Source organism: Tatumella morbirosei (genome assembly GCF_000757425.2).
Taxonomy (GTDB): Bacteria; Pseudomonadota; Gammaproteobacteria; order Enterobacterales; family Enterobacteriaceae; genus Tatumella; species Tatumella morbirosei.
In genome coordinates this window covers 955,515-973,371 of record NZ_JPKR02000003.1, presented here as the reverse complement: position 1 = coordinate 973,371, position 17,857 = coordinate 955,515, and the positions used below count along the sequence as shown (strand labels likewise).

The 17,857-nt window shown below is 50.4% G+C and carries 13 protein-coding genes and 1 riboswitch; of the genes, 9 read left to right on the top strand and 4 right to left on the bottom strand.

Features of this window, described 5'->3' with window-relative positions; all coding sequences use genetic code 11:
• Nucleotides 1-121: 121 nt before the first annotated feature.
• Nucleotides 122-2,194, bottom strand: a complete 2,073-nt coding sequence (gene metG / locus HA49_RS07320; RefSeq protein WP_038021580.1) for a methionine--tRNA ligase — start codon at nucleotides 2,192-2,194, stop codon at nucleotides 122-124.
• Nucleotides 2,195-2,381: 187 nt separating this feature from the next.
• Here metG and apbC point away from each other — a divergent pair, with 187 nt between their 5' ends.
• The gene (apbC, locus tag HA49_RS07315) at nucleotides 2,382-3,494 is read left to right on the top strand and encodes an iron-sulfur cluster carrier protein ApbC (RefSeq protein WP_038021577.1); all 1,113 of its coding nucleotides are present in this window, start codon (nucleotides 2,382-2,384) and stop codon (nucleotides 3,492-3,494) included.
• Here apbC and HA49_RS07310 read toward each other — a convergent pair.
• A complete protein-coding gene (locus HA49_RS07310; protein WP_046791712.1) occupies nucleotides 3,475-3,969 on the bottom strand; it encodes a GNAT family N-acetyltransferase in 495 nt (164 codons plus the stop codon). The two genes, apbC and HA49_RS07310, sit on opposite strands and share 20 nt — an antisense overlap.
• A gap of 160 nt (nucleotides 3,970-4,129) precedes the next feature.
• On the opposite strand from HA49_RS07310, the gene ahpC reads away from it, so the two are divergent.
• The 5 genes from ahpC to HA49_RS07285 all read left to right on the top strand — a co-directional run bounded on the left by ahpC (nucleotide 4,130) and on the right by HA49_RS07285 (nucleotide 10,062).
• Entirely contained in the window at nucleotides 4,130-4,693 is a 564-nt protein-coding gene (ahpC, locus tag HA49_RS07305; protein ID WP_038021575.1) for an alkyl hydroperoxide reductase subunit C, read from the top strand.
• A 69-nt stretch (nucleotides 4,694-4,762) separates the two neighbouring features.
• Nucleotides 4,763-6,334, top strand: coding sequence for an alkyl hydroperoxide reductase subunit F (ahpF, locus tag HA49_RS07300; protein ID WP_038021573.1), 1,572 nt, complete (start codon nucleotides 4,763-4,765; stop codon nucleotides 6,332-6,334).
• A gap of 373 nt (nucleotides 6,335-6,707) precedes the next feature.
• Complete coding sequence (locus tag HA49_RS07295) at nucleotides 6,708-7,775, top strand: hypothetical protein (protein WP_038022653.1); 1,068 nt, start codon at nucleotides 6,708-6,710, stop codon at nucleotides 7,773-7,775.
• Entirely contained in the window at nucleotides 7,775-8,917 is a 1,143-nt protein-coding gene (locus tag HA49_RS07290) for a BamA/TamA family outer membrane protein (protein ID WP_038021571.1), read from the top strand. The genes HA49_RS07295 and HA49_RS07290 overlap by 1 nt, the downstream gene beginning before the upstream one ends.
• The gene (locus HA49_RS07285) at nucleotides 8,914-10,062 is read left to right on the top strand and encodes a DUF4056 domain-containing protein (RefSeq protein ID WP_052752456.1); all 1,149 of its coding nucleotides are present in this window, start codon (nucleotides 8,914-8,916) and stop codon (nucleotides 10,060-10,062) included. Before HA49_RS07290 ends, HA49_RS07285 begins: the two co-directional genes overlap by 4 nt.
• A gap of 157 nt (nucleotides 10,063-10,219) precedes the next feature.
• Here the strand turns inward: HA49_RS07285 and dbpA are convergent, their stop codons facing one another.
• Complete coding sequence (gene dbpA, locus HA49_RS07280; RefSeq protein WP_038022649.1) at nucleotides 10,220-11,599, bottom strand: ATP-dependent RNA helicase DbpA; 1,380 nt, start codon at nucleotides 11,597-11,599, stop codon at nucleotides 10,220-10,222.
• Between the two features lie 1,007 nt (nucleotides 11,600-12,606).
• Here dbpA and HA49_RS07275 point away from each other — a divergent pair.
• From HA49_RS07275 to thiD, 3 genes are all read left to right on the top strand, one after another.
• Nucleotides 12,607-14,739: a TonB-dependent siderophore receptor gene (locus HA49_RS07275; RefSeq protein WP_038021568.1), complete on the top strand. Its 2,133-nt coding sequence runs from the start codon at nucleotides 12,607-12,609 to the stop codon at nucleotides 14,737-14,739.
• Between the two features lie 364 nt (nucleotides 14,740-15,103).
• A riboswitch (TPP riboswitch) is annotated at nucleotides 15,104-15,194 on the top strand.
• 38 nt (nucleotides 15,195-15,232) lie between these two features.
• Nucleotides 15,233-16,048, top strand: coding sequence for a hydroxyethylthiazole kinase (thiM, locus tag HA49_RS07270; protein ID WP_046791710.1), 816 nt, complete (start codon nucleotides 15,233-15,235; stop codon nucleotides 16,046-16,048).
• Nucleotides 16,035-16,835, top strand: a complete 801-nt coding sequence (thiD, locus tag HA49_RS07265) for a bifunctional hydroxymethylpyrimidine kinase/phosphomethylpyrimidine kinase (RefSeq protein WP_038021566.1) — start codon at nucleotides 16,035-16,037, stop codon at nucleotides 16,833-16,835. Before thiM ends, thiD begins: the two co-directional genes overlap by 14 nt.
• Here thiD and yegS read toward each other — a convergent pair whose 3' ends face one another.
• Nucleotides 16,836-17,759, bottom strand: a complete 924-nt coding sequence (yegS, locus tag HA49_RS07260; RefSeq protein ID WP_038021564.1) for a lipid kinase YegS — start codon at nucleotides 17,757-17,759, stop codon at nucleotides 16,836-16,838.
• Nucleotides 17,760-17,857: the final 98 nt, after the last annotated feature.

The window sequence follows — 17,857 nt, the reverse complement described above, 5'->3', positions numbered from 1 at the left end:
ACTATGCGGGACCTGTCGCAAAGTTACCTGCTGCTCAACCTTGTCTGCGGCAACAATAAAAATCTTAAAGAAAAAAAGCCGGCGGAGACCGGCTTTACATCAACAGATGAGGCTTGTTGGGTTAGCGTACCGGCATTCCCGGTTGAGCGCCGCTGTCAGCTGAGAGGATAAACAGATCTTTGCCGCCATTACCGGCTGACAGTACCATCCCTTCGGAAACACCAAAGCGCATTTTCCGCGGTGCGAGGTTGGCCACGATAATGGTCAGTCGTCCCACCAGAACTGACGGGTCAGGATAGGCGGCACGAATTCCAGAGAAAATCTGCCGCTTCTCACCCCCGACATCCAGCATCAGACGCAACAGTTTATCAGACCCTTCGACCAGCTCTGCCTGTTCAATCAAAGCGACACGCATATCCACTTTGGCAAAATCATCAATGCCTATCACGCCTTCAGTCTGCTCTTCAGCCTTGTTAGCCGCTTTTCCGGGGGCGGCTGAAGATTTTTTATCCGCCTTAGCGGCGACCGGGGCAGGTGTCTGTGCGGCATCTTCTTTCGATGCATCCACCAGGGCTGTCACCTTCGCCATTTCGATACGCTGGTAGAGCGCTTTAAATGGCGCAACGGTATGACCTGTCAGTGGTTGTGACACGCTGTCCCAGGTCAGTTCACTGTTCAGGAAGGCTTCAGTCCGCTGAGCCAGTTCCGGCAGCACCGGTTTGAGCCAGGTCATCAGAATACGGAACAGGTGAATACCCATTGAGCAGATAGCCTGCAGATCAGCCTCACGGCCTTCCTGTTTGGCGACGACCCACGGAGCCTGCTCATCCACATAGCGGTTTGCCAGGTCTGCCAGGGACATAATTTCTCGGATAGCGCGGCTGTACTCACGGCTTTCCCAGGCATCGCCAATTTTTTCACTGGCATCAACAAAGGTCTGGTACAGCGCCGGGTCGGCCAGATGATCAGACAGTTTTCCGTTAAAACGTTTAGTAATAAATCCGGCATTACGCGACGCCAGGTTAACGACTTTATTGACAATATCTGCATTAACCCGCTGTACGAAATCTTCCAGATTCAGGTCAATATCATCAATACGTGAAGAGAGCTTGGCGGCATAGTAATAACGCAGGCTGTCGGCGTCCAGGTGTTGTAACCAGGTACTGGCTTTAATAAATGTCCCGCGGGATTTCGACATTTTGGCACCGTTTACCGTGACGTAACCATGAACAAACAGGTTATCAGGTTTACGGTACTGACTGCCTTCCAGCATTGCCGGCCAGAACAGGCTATGGAAATAGACGATATCTTTTCCGATAAAGTGATAAAGCTCAGTCGTCGAGTCTTTTTTCCAGTACTCTTCGAAATCGATATCACCCCGTTTGTCACACAGATTCTTAAACGATCCCATATAACCGATTGGCGCATCCAGCCAGACATAGAAATACTTGCCCGGAGCATCCGGAATCTCGAAACCGAAATACGGCGCATCACGCGAAATATCCCATTGTTGCAGACCGGAGTCGAACCACTCCTGCATCTTATTCGCGACCTGTTCCTGCAATGCCCCGGAGCGGGTCCAGGTTTGCAGCATGGCGGAGAATGATGGCAGATCGAAGAAGAAGTGCTCCGAATCTCGCATTACCGGAGTGGCGCCGGAAATCACTGACTTAGGTTCAATCAGTTCAGTCGGACTGTACGTTGCCCCGCAGACTTCGCAGTTATCGCCATACTGGTCTGGTGTTTTACACTTCGGACAGGTTCCTTTGACAAAACGGTCCGGCAAAAACATCCCTTTTTCCGGGTCATAGAGCTGCGAAATGGTGCGGTTTTTAATAAAACCGTTTTGTTTCAGACGACCATAAATTTGTTCAGACAGTACGCGGTTTTCTTCACTGTGAGTGGAGTGATAATTGTCATAACTGATATTAAATCCGGCGAAATCTGCCTGATGTTCCCGGCTCATCTCACCAATCATTTGCTCCGGGGTAATCCCGAGTTGCTGTGCTTTCAGCATGATAGGTGTACCGTGAGCGTCATCAGCACAAATAAACCACAGGGTATTGCCACGCATTCGCTGGTAACGTACCCAGATATCTGCCTGGATGTGTTCCAGCATATGCCCGAGATGGATTGATCCATTGGCGTACGGCAGAGCGCACGTTACCATTATTTTTTTAGCGAGCTGATTCATAGTTTGCGTAGCTTTCTGTTGGTTTGGAAATGAGTTCTGAATGGTAACCGAAGGCACCGTTAACGTAAACAAGCGCTGGGGGGATAATGGCAGGATCGCCGGGCACAGGAGCGATCTGTTACACTAGGGTTGAACAGCGGTTTATTGTGCATAGTGGTTACCACGTAATCTGTCAGAAGGAGAAGGGATGATGCCAGATTCCCGCCAGCAATATTCACCGGAAGCTCTGTATCAGCAGGTGAGCGCCGTCGTACAACGCTTTGTACATCCGACTCTGCAACAGGATTTGGTCCGGCTGAATGCTCTGCATCATGTGGCGCTGCTGGACAACGTATTACATATCGAACTGGTGATGCCGTTTGCCTGGCAGTCTGGTTTTGAGGCATTACAGCAGGCGGTGAACGCCGAACTGCAACAACTGTCAGGAGCCTCTCGCGTCGAGTGGCGACTGACCCACGAAATCGCCACCCTGAAACGGGTGAAAAATCTTCCTTCGGGGCACGGCGTAAAAAATATTATTGCCGTCAGCTCAGGCAAAGGAGGGGTAGGAAAGTCCTCGACAGCCATCAATCTGGCACTGGCACTGATGGCTGAAGGAGCCCGTGTGGGGCTACTGGATGCCGATATTTATGGGCCATCAATACCGTTAATGATTGGGACGGAAGAGAGACGGCCTTCCTCACCTGACGGCAAACATATGGCTCCTGTTATGGCTCACGGGCTGGCCACCAACTCGATAGGTTATCTGGTCACCGAGGATAATGCGATGGTCTGGCGCGGGCCGATGGCCAGTAAAGCATTGCTGCAATTACTTAACGAAACCCTGTGGCCGGAACTCGATTATCTGATTATTGATATGCCTCCCGGCACAGGAGATATCCAGCTGACGCTGGCGCAAAATATACCGGTAACGGCGGCGATGGTGGTGACCACCCCCCAGGATGTGGCACTGCTCGATGCCCGCAAAGGCATCGTGATGTTTAATAAAGTCGATGTCCCGGTACTGGGTGTGGTGGAAAATATGAGCGTTCATATCTGTAGCCAGTGCGGTTTTCATGAGCCAATTTTTGGTACTGGAGGTGCTGAAAAACTGGCTGAAGATTACGGTATCGAATTGTTGGGACAGATCCCGCTGCATATTTCATTACGTGAAGACCTGGATGCCGGAGAACCCACAGTCATCCGGCAACCGGACAGTGAATTTACTCAACTTTATCGCCGGATGGCTGCGACGGTGGCGTCGAAACTCTACTGGCAGGGTAAAGTGATACCCGCGGATATCAGTTTCCGCGCTCTGTAATCGTGCTGTCTGCGTTATCACTGTCAACGCGGTGATGACGCGGATAGTGCATCAGAATATAGGGACCTTCTTCCGCTTCTCCGCAGGCAATGTCCTCCCAGCCATGTTGCAGGTAAAACTGGTGGGCAGCATGATTTTTGGCCATGCATTTCAGACTGCCGGTTGCCGTAAACTGTTGCTGAACCTGTTGCAATAGTGCCGAACCTACACCGACTCGATGGTAATCCGGACTGACAAATAAACTGTGCAGAAAATTATCTACCGGCGACCAGGCCGCGAAACCGGCACGCTGCTGATCTACCATGGCAACGAATACCTGCTCACCGAGAATCAACGGGTCAAAATCTTCCAACTGCCAGTCATCGCCGCTCAGCCAGTGCCAGTTACACCGGCGACTGGACAGATACAGGGTCCTGAGAAACGGGCGATCGGCTTCACAGTAGGGCCGAATGATTAGGATCGGGGACTTTTCCATAGGCAAACTCTATACCGTAGAACAGATTAAGTGAAACAGTTCAGCATATGACTCAACCACCGTTTAATAGATTTTAGTTATTAAATTGATAACGACAGAATATTGGTGGTCTCAGCGCTGTCAGGGTACTTTAGAATTCAACTTTTACGGAGGGCTACGAATGTCTATTATCAATACTAAAATCAAACCGTTTAAAAACAATGCGTTTAAAGATGGCCAGTTTGTCGAACTGACAGAGAAAGACACCGAAGGCAAATGGAGCGTTTTCTTCTTCTATCCTGCTGATTTTACTTTTGTCTGCCCGACTGAATTAGGTGATGTTGCTGACCATTACGACGAATTCCAGAAACTGGGAGTAGATATTTACTCTGTTTCTACCGACACCCATTTCACCCACAAAGCATGGCACGGCAGCTCAGAAACCATCGCTAAAATCCGTTATGCGATGATTGGCGACCCGACGGGTGCACTGACCCGTAATTTCGAAATCATGCGTGAAGACCAGGGGCTGGCTGACCGTGGAACCTTTATCGTTGACCCGGAAGGCGTCATCCAGGCGATCGAAATTACTGCTGAAGGTATCGGCCGTGATGCTTCTGACCTGCTGCGTAAAGTGAAAGCGGCTCAGTACGTGGCGACTCACCCTGGTGAAGTTTGCCCTGCAAAATGGAAAGAAGGTGAAGCGACGCTGTCTCCTTCACTGGACCTGGTGGGTAAAATCTAACCTTCCTGCCAGCCAATATTCTGTTTTATTCGGGTGCTACGGCACCCGTTTTTCTGCCAGGAGATCGCTATGCTTGATACCACATTAAAAAACCAACTCAGTATTTATCTTGAAAAACTGACCCGTCCGGTGGAGTTAATCGCAACTCTGGATGACAGTAAAGCTTCCGGAGAAGTACGGGAACTGCTGAATGAAATTACCGGACTGTCCGACAAGTTAACTCTGACGCTGGATAACAGCCTGGCAGTGCGTAAACCCTCATTTATGATTTCTCAGCCAGGCCAGAACCATGGTCCGCGTTTCGCCGGATCGCCACTGGGGCACGAGTTTACGTCCCTGGTGTTGGCATTGCTTCAGACCGGCGGTCATCCGTCGAAAGAGAGTCAGGAACTGTTATCTCAGGTTGCCGCACTGGACGGTGAACTGAACTTTGAAACTTATTACTCATTATCCTGCCACAACTGTCCTGACGTGGTACAGGCGCTCAACCTGATGGCGATTCTGAATCCTCAGATCACTCATACGGCTATCGATGGTGGCGTATTCCAGAACGAAATTGAACAACGCGAGATCATGGGTGTTCCGGCGGTTTTCCTGAATGGTAAGAGCTTTGCTCAGGGCCGCCTGACGCTGAGTGAAATTATTACTAAAGTGGATACCAGTGCTGGTCAAAAAGCCGCTGAGTCGCTCAACCAGCGTGAGCCCTATGATGTTCTGATTGTCGGCAGCGGTCCTGCCGGTGTTGCGGCTGCCATCTATGCGGCACGTAAGGGTATCCGGACCGGGTTAATGGGCGAGCGTTTTGGTGGTCAGGTGCTGGATACAGTAGATATCGAAAACTATATTTCGGTACCAAAAACCGAAGGAAGCAAACTGGCCGGAGCATTACGACAGCATGTGTCAGATTATCAGATAGATGTTATCGAAGCTCAGACCGCAAGCCAGCTGCTGCCGGCTCAGGTTAATGGCGGGTTGCATTCTGTGGCTACCGCCTCCGGTGCTACCCTGAAAGCCAGGTCGGTTATCCTCGCGACGGGTGCCCGCTGGCGTAATATGAACGTGCCGGGAGAAGAGCAGTACCGGACCCGGGGGGTGACTTACTGTCCACATTGTGATGGCCCGCTGTTTAAAGGCAAACGGGTTGCTGTGATTGGTGGCGGTAACTCCGGAGCTGAAGCAGCGATCGATTTGGCCGGTATTACCGAACATGTCACATTGCTGGAATTTGCCGGCGAATTAAAAGCCGATAAAGTATTGCAGGATAAACTGCACAGCCTGAAAAATGTTGATGTCATCGTTAATGCTCAGACACAGGAAGTCACTGGTGATGGCAGGCAAGTGACGGGTCTGCGTTATCAGGACCGTCAGACCAGTGAACAACATAATCTGTCGGTATCAGGGATCTTCGTACAGATTGGTTTGTTGCCTAATACCCAATGGCTGAGTGAAAGCATCACCCTGAATCGCTTTGGTGAAATCGAAGTTGACAGTAAATGCGAAACTAATCAGAAAGGAATTTTTGCTGCCGGTGACTGCACCACCGTACCCTATAAGCAAATTATCGTCGCCAGCGGTGAAGGAGCTAAAGCTTCACTGAGTGCTTTTGATTACCTGATCAGAACCACACCGGCTGACGAATAATCCGTTGCCACCCACAGGTGATTGTCCTAAACATCACCTGTGGCTTTTTGTCAGATGTTTTTATCCGCCATTGTCTTCATACATCATTTTTGATGATCTTACTTTCCCTGTAATCACTCACTGGCAAATCGCCAGCTTCCATCCGGACGCTATACACAGACAAAGACTCTGACATAGCGGGTATTAAGTCATAAATAAGTATTTATATATCAGAATATAATTATTAAATATTATTCAACTTTAGTTTAATGGTCTTATATTTATTGATTGTTAGCACGTTATGCTGATAATTGCCCGCAACTGTCCCGCATAATCCCATTCCTTTTGTAAGGGTAAATTTCCCTTATTTCCGGCAATGGCAGAACTCAAAACAATGAAAATCAGATATCAGGCTCTCAGTCTGTTCGCCCTGCAGGGCATGCTTTGTAACGCTTACGGTGCCGCACCTCAGGATATTTCATCACTGTATCAACTCCCGGAGACGACGGCTTCCCCGAAAGTCCCTGTCAGTGCCAATCCGGCACCGCTGAACACAACCCCGGTAAAGCATTATGACCGCTGGTTCCCGCTACTCGGGGACAAAGCTGTGCAGATGGGATATGAACTCCCGGAGCCCTTCGGGATTGGTATCAACTATATGAATATCAGACAGAATATTGATGTCAGTTCGATCAACTTCACCGGACTCGGTCTGGGGAATATCGCCTTACCCCCAGGGATGTTCAAAATTGATGCCAGCAAAACACGGCAGTACAGTAAAACCCGCACGCTGAGGCTGGATGCCTGGGTACTGCCATTCTGGAATATCTATGGAATCCTGGGTAAGACCCGCGGCCATTCGGTTTCATCAATCGGAGTAGATTCTGATCCCGCCGATTTTAAAGGCAATATTCTGGACCAGCTGATTTCTAATGTGGTCCACAGCATGCACAACGCGGGTCAGTTCGATAATCTCAATTTCGAACTGAAATTTAAGGGAAATACCTATGGAATAGGGACTGTACTGGCTGGAGGCGTCGGTAACTGGTATGGACTGGTCGATTTCAACTATACCCAGACTCACTTTGATATTCTTGACGGCAGCATCAATGCGTTGACTGTTTCGCCGAGGATAGGTTATCGCTTCGACACTCCGGGGATACGCCGGATAGGTCTGACCCCGGGAAAACTGAACGTCTGGGTGGGAACGATGTACCAGAATGTTCAGCAGGAGTTTAAGGGGAATCTGAATGATTTGACGATGCCGGCTTCGTTGAAACAGTTGATGGCGATGGCGAACCGTAACGGAAACGGACGTTTTGATGTGAAACAGCGCCTGCAATCGCCATGGAATGTCCTGATAGGTGCCCAGTACAGTATTACCCGCCATTTTAATATAGCCACCGAAATAGGATTTGCTGAGAGAAACAGTTTCTTTGTCTCAGGGGAATATCGTTTCTGATGTATTGCCGGTTAGCGAAAATATTGGTACTGGGGGGGGCACTGTGGTCATCGTTGACTTCTGCGCAGGTTTTGCCCTCACGTCAACAAATTGACCATTGGCTGACTCCGTTGGGAGCAAGCCGGACGTTCGACTCAGGCCACGGCATAGACTGGGGGATTATGCCCGGCCCTTTTTACACCCCGGAGCTGGGGGTAGGGCTGGGGATGGTGGTGGCCGGATTGTACCGTCCAGATGCTAATGATCATATCAGTCAGAACTCATCGGTCACGGTCAGTGGTTATGCCAGTAGCACCGGGGCTGCCGGACTGCATCTGAACAACTACAGCTTCTACGACAATGATCGCTGGCGGTTATTTACCGAAGCAACCTTAAGCCATACCCCAACATGGTACTGGGGGAAGGGGTTTACAGCCGGTCGTCAGAACCGAAACCGGGTAAGGTATATTTCTCAGGAAATCAGTGTGATACCTCAGGTTTTACGTCAGATTGCTCCGGACACGTATCTGGGTGCTGGCTGGTCACTGAATAATATGCAAGCCGGTGGCATCCGGGATAAACACAAGCCGGGGCCTGAACAGCAGGCTGACGGGCAGGGAGTATTCAGTAGCGGCCCACTGCTCAGCCTGAGCTATGACAGTCGTGACTTTGTGCCTAATCCGCATCGGGGAATCGATGCCAGCCTGCAGTATATTCGTTACCGGCGTCAGACTGGCAGTGATACCGGATTTGATGCCTGGACGGCCCATTTCAGTGCTTATCATGCCCTGGATGATAAACGGGTGATTGCTTTTGAAATCAACGGTGCATTTACCGGCGGGCAGGTGCCCTGGAATATGCAGCCGTTGCTGGGGGACAGTAATCATTTCAGAGGTTACTACCCGGGACGTTACCGGGACAGGAATGTGATTACCACGCAACTGGAATACCGTCATGCGCTGAGCTGGAGGAACGGCGTTGTCGGTTGGATTGGCAGTGGAACAATGGCACCGCATTTTTCGGCATCGTTAGCTGAACGCTGGTTACCCACGGTTGGCGCTGGATATCGCTTTGAATTTAAACCCGGGATGAATATCAGACTGGACTATGGCATCGGCAAAGGCAGCAGCGCATTTTACTTTCAGGCAGGAGAAGCGTTTTGAAAACAGGGATGGGTGTCTTATTACTGGCGCTGTTACTTTGTGTTCCGTTGGCGGAAGCAGTAGTGCCTGTCAGTATCGATTTTTCTTATCAGCCGCAACAACAAGCCAGCGAAGCCTGGCCGGTAGTGAAGCCGTTATCTCCTCCGGAGGGGCTGCGCCCATGCTGCGCATTTGGTTATGATCTGAAAACCCGGTTGGCGGGTATCCCTGTGCCCGGGTACCGGATTAATAATGTGATTGATGCCGGAAATACCGGCCAGCACAGTTATAATGACAGCCACTGGGGGGCTGTGTTGGCACTGACGGGACTTGACCCGGAGCACAACGGCATTATCTATACCAGGCTTGGCGGGTTTATCGATACTGCGCATATCCGTGACAGCGCAGATATGACGTTCTGGATATTCAGCCAGCTCTACCCGGGACTGGGAAAAGCCTTCACTATCTCACCGGGTGAAGACGAGCTGGCAAAGCGGGAGATAGTGTTCAGTGCTTTTCATCCACCAGACGATCCTGCTACCGCCTATACTCTGGCGGTCTGGATATCGGCGAGAATAGCCTTTGAGATTGCAGCCTGGCACGAAATTGCACAATGGTATGGGTTTGAATCGGTTCCCGGATTTTCCGAGGGTATTTCCGCATTCTCCCCGGAAGATCTCTATTCTAATCTGGTCGGGGTTCGTCTGGCTGCGACCCTCCTGCTGACAGGGCATGGTTACAGTAAGCGTGGTTTTAACACTGCAATGAGCACGCTGCTGCCGGAAGCTTTGCAGCGGCTCGAAGCTGAATCCCCGCAGGGGACTCGTTTTCATTTTGATATGCTGGATGGCGAATGGTGGAACAGCCGCAGAGCAGTCCCTGAAAAATTCTTAGTGCTGAAACGTAACTATCTGACCGGCAATGATCGAATTCCGACCCCGGTTCCCGGTCAGCCGGAAGCCAGTCTGGCACTGACCTTGCCAGTGACCTATGCGGGGGAATCGTTGGCCGCCTTGGGTGAACTACGTCTGTTTACCGGTCAGTCGATGCAGCAGTTACCCGTTTCGAAATGCTACTACCACTGGCCTGACTTTCAGGCACTGGCCAGTGCGGCACAACTCAGTGACAGACAACAATTACTTCGGTTGAAGGCTGAAGCACAATGAAAGCGGAACCACAGACACGACAGGAACGCTGATAAGCCACAGGGCATGGTATCGTGTATTACTTCATTTAAAGAGGGTCGCTGCTGTCGGCAGGTAAACGGGAAGACAAAAACAGTCATTCCGGGAGGCCCTGTTCAGTAAGGCCTCCCTACACGAGTTACCTGAGCACTCTGATTTTGCAGTTTTTCCCTTTGACCTTCACCTGTTGCAACTGGCGAAAGGTTTTGGTCACAGCAGCTTTATGGAGTGCGACATAGGCATGCATCGGAAACAGATCGATTTTTCCGATATTTTCGGCGTTCAATCCTGCCTCTCCGATCAGCGCACCCAGAATATCACCCGGCCGGATTTTCGCTTTCCGTCCGCCATCAATACACAACGTGACCATGGAAGCTTCCAGCGGGGTAGGTGAAGAGGCCGGTAAGCTGCCGGCCTGCATCCACTGAGGTTTCAGGCTAAGGTAATCCTCCAGCGTGTTGGCCCGCTGGATTTCAGCCGGTGCCACCAAACTCACCGCCAGTCCTTTCTGACCGGCACGAGCGGTACGACCAATTCGGTGAACATGAACTTCCGGATCGAAAGACAACTCGTAGTTAACCACCATTGCCAATTCTTTAATATCCAGACCACGCGCGGCGACATCGGTGGCAACCAGAACCCGGCAGCTCTGGTTAGCAAACCGGACCAGTACCTGATCCCGGTCGCGCTGTTCCAGGTCACCATGAAGTGCCAGTACGCTGATGCCGGAGTCGGTCAGTGCTTCACACACTTCCTGGCAGTCGCGTTTGGTATTGCAGAACACCACACAGGAAGCAGGCTGATGATGGCTGAGCAGTGCCTGTAACAAAGACAACTTTTCACCGCGGGTGGCTTCATAAAACTGTTGTTCAATATCGGGTAACGCAGAGACATCACCGGTAGTAATACTGACCGGTTGTTGTTGCACCCGCGCACTGATGTTTTCTATTCCTTGCGGATAAGTGGCAGAAAACAGCAGGGTCTGGCGTTGCGCTGGCAGATAACTGATAACATCATCAATAGCTTCACTGAATCCCATATCCAGCATCCGGTCAGCTTCATCCAGTACCAGCACTTTCATTCGTCCGGCATCCAGGCTTTTTCTGCTCAGATGCTCCTGAATGCGCCCCGGAGTGCCGACGACAATATGCGGGGCATGCGCCAGTGACGCCAGTTGCTGACCCATGGGTTGACCACCGCACAGGGTCAGAATTTTCAGGTTTGGAATATAGCGTGCCAGACGCCGCAGTTCTTTCGTCACCTGATCCGCCAGCTCGCGGGTCGGACACAGAACCATCGCCTGAGGAGTGAATTGTAAAGCATCAATGTTAAGCAACAGTCCGATACCAAACGCTGCAGTCTTGCCGCTGCCAGTTTTGGCCTGCGCACGAACATCACGACCTTGCAGAATTTCCGGCAGGGCTGCGGCCTGAACTGGTGTCATGGCGGTATAACCAAGTTCGGCAAGGTTTTCGAGCTGCGCGGCAGGCAGCGACAGGGAAGCAAAAGGTTGGGTCACAGGGTTTACTCTCAGACGATTAACAGGGGCAGGCCAGCCGGTATGGCAGTGCAGCAACGCTGATGTTGCCGTCAGCCTGAATACAGATAGGCCTATAATAACAGAGATAACCCGGGGGCGGCAGCGCTAAAATCAGACGGGATGTCTGTTCATAATGTTAAAATATCTACACTATGACGGCTGAGGATACACTCTTCTTAATATAGATTAACCAATATCTCATCCTGGTTCTGTCAACAATCACCGTCTAATGAAAACAAGTAATACGTCAGGCTGAGATTACCTGACGGGCGCTAATCATGTTAGATCATTCAACCCGCTGGTTTATTTAATCATTGTTTTGTGGCTGACTTTGATTGAGCTACAGGATGTAGCCATGTGGGTCCATTTCTATTGTTCTCTTCGCCATAAACCGTTAAACGCTGACTTTCACATTTATCCGGACTTCACCAGTGCGGTTAACAATCCGGAATAATACTTTTTAGTTATTAATTAACCACCTGTCGATTATTTATATATAGCTTCGGACCAAAAGCGGCCGTGGATAAAGCATTGATATTGTCTGGGATTGTAGGGAGATACCACGCGGTTATGGGAGACAACAGGTCACCCCCGGCTGCTTTCCGGGATGGATTTACTACAACATTTGGTAGTGAATAAACATCATAAAAACCAGGCATTATTGCCACCTCCATCTTTTTATGACCTGATCTTTAAAGGGGTAATTATTTATAATATTGAAATTTATGGTATTTTTATTAATTAATTCGCTACAGGCATCATGAAGAATATATGACATGAATGTAGTAAATAACAATTATTTTTTATTTACTACTACATCCTTTCGTGTTGAAATGATTATTAATCTCATTTGCAATTGCATATTGTTACAATTTAATTTTCATTCCTGTCTTAGGGTATCACTATTCCATCTGAACCTGAGCACGGGAGTTCATAGCATTTATCCCGGCAACATAACCCGTGTTAAGAATCTGAGAAAGGCAGTAATGAATCAAAATAAAAACTTCAGACACCACAAATTCCCGCTAAATAAAATGTGGTTTGTCGTTTCTGGTGGAATCTTAATTTCTTCCGTTAACGGCTATGCGGCTGACGACAGCAATACCCTGACGGTGACGGCACATACCGCAAAGCAACAATCTGATACCGGATATTCCAGTCCGGTATCTTCTGTTGCCAGTAAAACGCCCACCTCAAAGCTTGACGAAGCGCAATCAATCAGTGTTGTAACCAATAAGCAGCTGGAAGATTATCAGGCCAGCAGTGTGGCTGACGCTATGCGTTTTGTCAGTGGTACGTCGCAGTCAAATACTTTAGGGCAGACTGAGGACGGGATTACACGTCGTGGATTTGGTAGCAATTCTGACGGTTCGATTTTTCGTGATGGTATTCGCAGCAGCCAGGGACTTAATCTGGATGCCACTACTGATCATGTTGAGGTCTTAAAAGGCTCCTCTTCCCTGTTATACGGAATTTTAAATCCGGGGGGATTGATCAATGTGGTGAGTAAAAAGCCACAGTATGACTGGCACACCATTGTTGGCGGACATTATAACAGTACCGGTGGCGGGGCAGGCAGTATCGACGTGACCGGTCCGTTGGGTGACGGTTTTGCTTTTCGCCTGATTGCCGAAAAACAGGATCAGAGTTACTGGCGTAACTTCGGTACGGATAAACATAACCTGATAGCACCGTCATTACAGTGGTATGGCGATAAAGCCAGTTTCTATATTAGTTATGAAAGCTTTGAATACGATATTCCCTACGATCGTGGTACTGCTTTTATTAATGGTAAACCGATTAGTATCGGTTATAAAACCCGGATTGATGATTATTCCAATCACGCCTGGGGACGTAATCAGACGTTTAATACTCACTGGGATTATCAGTTCAACGATATCTGGTCGACCCGAGTCACTCTGGGAATGAACCAGCGCCAGTACAATAGTAATACTATGACGGCTACTGCGGTGAATACCACCACCGGGGTTGTCAGTCGACGTCCTGATGCATTTCGCGGTTTTAACCACAAAACAAAATATGTTTCCTGGGATATGATAGGTACCCCGGAAATACTGGGTATGACGCACAATCTGGTATTTGGTACGGATTACGAGATGGATCAGACTTATCGCGCTCATGCCTACAATGGTAAAGTAAATACCGATTTCACCTTAAGTAATCCGGTGTATGGATTAGAAACCATTACGGACAGTACTACTGAAAAGAAATCGGGAAGTAATTTACTCAATCGTCTGCATAGTCGTTCAGTGTATGTCAAAGATAACGTTGATCTTACCTCTCGCTGGACCGTTGTGGCTGGCGCACGCTATCAGCATTATGAGCAGCGTGAATCGAGCGGTAGTGCATCAACCTTAGATTATAGTGACACTGGTAATCGCTTTCTGCCGCAGACGGGGCTTATCTACAAGCTGACCCCTGCTGTTTCGTTCTACGGCAGCTTGAGTAAATCCTTTACGCCGTCAACGAATCCGGACGATTACGGCAATGTTGAAGCGCCGGAGCATGGAACGACCTATGAGGTCGGCAGTAAATGGCAAATCAATCCTTCACTGTTAGCGACAGTAGCCGTCTATCGTATCGATGAACGCAATGTTGCCTTGTCACTGAATGGCGAGACTTATGCAGTGGATAAAGCCCGTTCCAGTGGTATTGAATTCGAACTGAATGGTGAAATCTATCCGGGCTGGGATTTAAGCGCGAATTATAGTTATGACCAGGCAAAAATTGTTAATGATACAAAGAATTCAGACAACAACGGCAATCGCCTGCAAAATGCGCCGCGTAATTCCGGAGGAGTCTATTTAAGCCATAATTTACAATTTAACAGGTTGCCGGGGAGTTTCAGAATGGGTGGGGGAGCTCAGTATGTGGGTACCCGGGCCGGAGACCCGAACAACAGCTTCACCCTCCCTGGGTATACTGTGGCTGATGCATTTATTGGATGGGATAATCAGCTAATTGGTAAAAAGACCCACCTACAGTTGAACGTGAATAATTTATTTAATAAGCATTACTATACGTCCAGCGGTGGCAATTTACGGGTGCCTGAAGGTGAACCACTTAATTTTGTTCTGAGTGCAAGTGTCGAGTTCTAAAACATAAAGTGAGCTGTGCATAGCGGGGCACAGGTTAGCGAAAATTACTGAGTGATGATTCGTGATAACCTGTGCTCCGTTGAGTTTTAACCTTACCTGACCGTATTGCTTAGCTAATCCGCTGTCGTGTTGATTTTTCTGTGCTGTACAGTCTGCCTGGTCACATTTGTATCGATTTTTCTGTGGGTTCCCCCTCTGTTTGACACTCTGAATGATGCAGCAACTACTCTGTCTTTGCTGTTTGTTCATGGAGTCCACGATATCCCCGGCAAAACTCCCGGGGCGTTGATGATTTACAAAGCTTAGGGTTAGCATTACTATCCATAGCTAAGGTTAGTCAGCTGTGATGACCTGAACAATTTAGTCCAATGACTCGGGGTGCCCTATGTGGCTGAGAAATACCCGTTGAACCTGAACCGGATAATGCCGGCGGAGGGAAGTCAGATGCCAGAGCCCCGGTATCCGTTTCCTGACGCCCGTCAGGAGCGTTGAAATGTCTGAAGTCACTTCTGTTTTTTCTGCCCGTCAGTCTGCTGTATCCTGGCAGCAGTTCTCAGCGTCCCCACCACTGGTGCATTGCATGACAAACCTGGTAGTACAGGCCCAGACCGCAAATATTTTACTGGCAGCCGGTGCGTCTCCGGCGATGGTGATTGATCCGGAAGAAGTCCCTGTGATGGCCCGCCATGCGGGAGCTCTGCTGATTAATGTTGGCACCCTAACACGGGAACTCAGCGAAGCGATGCAGTTAGCAGTGAATGCGGCCAGTGAGGCAGGGGTCCCCTGGACTCTGGACCCTGTTGCCGTGGGCGTGTTGCCGTTACGCACGGATTTTTGCCGTCGTTTACTGGATGCCTCACCGGCGGTGATACGGGGTAATGCTTCTGAAATACTGGCGCTGGCAGGGAAAGGTGTGGGGGGACGGGGAGTCGATAGCCTGGAGGACTCATCACGGGCCGTGGATGCCGCTCTCCGGCTGGCGACAGACTATCGGACCCTGGTGGTGGTTTCCGGAAAGACAGATTATGTGACGGATGGTCACCGGATTATCAAAGTACAGGGGGGATCACCGATGATGACTGCGGTCACCGGAACGGGTTGCGGTCTCTCGGCACTGGTCGCGGCTTACAGTGCGCTACCGGGCGACAGGATTCATCACGTCGCTGCCGCCTGTCAACTGATGTCGCTGGCCGGTGAACAGGCTGCCCACCGGTCTGCAGGACCCGGGAGTTTTGCCGTTCAACTGATTGATGCTCTCTGGCAATTACGCCACGACACGTGTCAGGAGGCGACTGATGCTGCGTATTAATGCACTGACTATCGCTGGAACGGATCCCAGCGGTGGTGCCGGAATTCAGGCCGATCTGAAAACTTTTTCAGCACTGGAAGCCTACGGCACCAGTGTGATTACCGCATTGGTGGCGCAAAATACCTGTGGTGTTCGTTCGGTATTTCCGGTGCCGGCAGAGTTTGTCCGCCAGCAACTCCGGGCCGTGCTGGACGATGTCAGGATTGATACCCTTAAACTCGGTATGCTGCTTAACGCAGAGATTATCCGGATGCTGGCGAACGAACTGCGGAAAACGACCGTGCCGTGGAAGGTTCTCGATACGGTAATGCTGGCGAAAAGTGGCGATCCGTTGCTGGATCCGCAGGCGGTGGCTCTGCTCAGGGATTCACTGTTGCCGGAAGTGTCGTTGATCACACCGAACCTGCCTGAAGCCGCAGCACTGCTGGGATGCCGGGAAGCTACCAGCGAACAGGAAATGTTGAACCAGGCGAATCAGTTGCTGAACACCGGCTGTCAGGCGGTATTGATTAAAGGCGGGCACCTGCGGAGTGACGAAAGCCCTGACTGGCTGGTCAGTCAGGGAGTTCAACAACGTTTTACCACGACACGCATTGATACCCGTAATACCCATGGTACTGGCTGCACCCTGTCGGCGGCACTGGCCGCTCTACGACCACGCTACCCGGACTGGGCAGCCACCGTGTCAGCCGCTAAACAGTGGCTTTCCGGGGCCATTGCGGCGGCCGATAGCTTGCAGGCCGGGCAGGGTAACGGGCCGGTACATCATTTTTATCGCTGGTGGTAATCACTCAGTAAACTGCGCGGTGTTAGCGCTGAGTAGTGGACAGTACTCCGGCAGCCGGCAGTTCACTGCTTTAGGCAACAGCTCGAACCGAAAATGGTTACCCTGCAACGGCTCTCCGTCCAGGTTGAAGGTCATATTATGGCGGGCCCTGATCTCCAGTTGACGACACCGGCCGGCAATCACGCCCGGATTGCCGGGAGTACCCGCCAGATTATGCAACAGCGAGGGTAGCCACTGTTCGGCAGTGACAATGCTGATATCGAGTATCCCGTCATCAATCAGGGCCGTCGGACACAACTGCTGGCCACCGCCTGCCTGACGGGCGTTTCCAATACCAATAACCAGAGCGTCGCCCTGCCAGCTAAAATCATCGCTGATGATTTCGCACCGGTCAGGTTGCAGCGTATCCATTCGTAATAAGCCATGGACGACATAAGACATCCCCCCCAGGGCAGCTTTCAGCTTATCGGGAGTTTCGGTAGTGATGCGGGTGCCAAATCCGCCGGTCGCCATGTTGATAAAATAACGCTGGCCGTTCACTCTCACCAGATCAACCGCCGTTACTTCACCCTGTAAAGCCAGCCGCAGAGCGGCTTCCAGAGACTCCGGGATGGTAGCGGAACGGGCAAAGTCATTGGCGGTGCCCAGTGGCAATATTCCCAGCGTCGGGCGGGTATGGAGGGGGAGTCTGGCCAATGCAGTGGTCAGTTCGTTGATAGTACCGTCACCCCCGGCAGCAATCACGGTATCGGCATGAATCGCAGAGGCTTCGTCCAGAAAACGGCTAATATCGCCATGCTCCCAGGTGACACGGACTTCAATCTGATGTCCTTCACTCCGCAGACGATAAACTGCCTGACGTAGCGGCTCAACGGAGGCACTTTTTCCGTTCACCATGATCATGGCTTTACTGCTGAGTTTCATTCCTCTGTTCCCGAAAAGACAAGCCAGTTAACCGAATTTATAACATAAAATCGCGGATTGCCGAAATTACCCCATCTGAAATATCATTTCTATAGGTA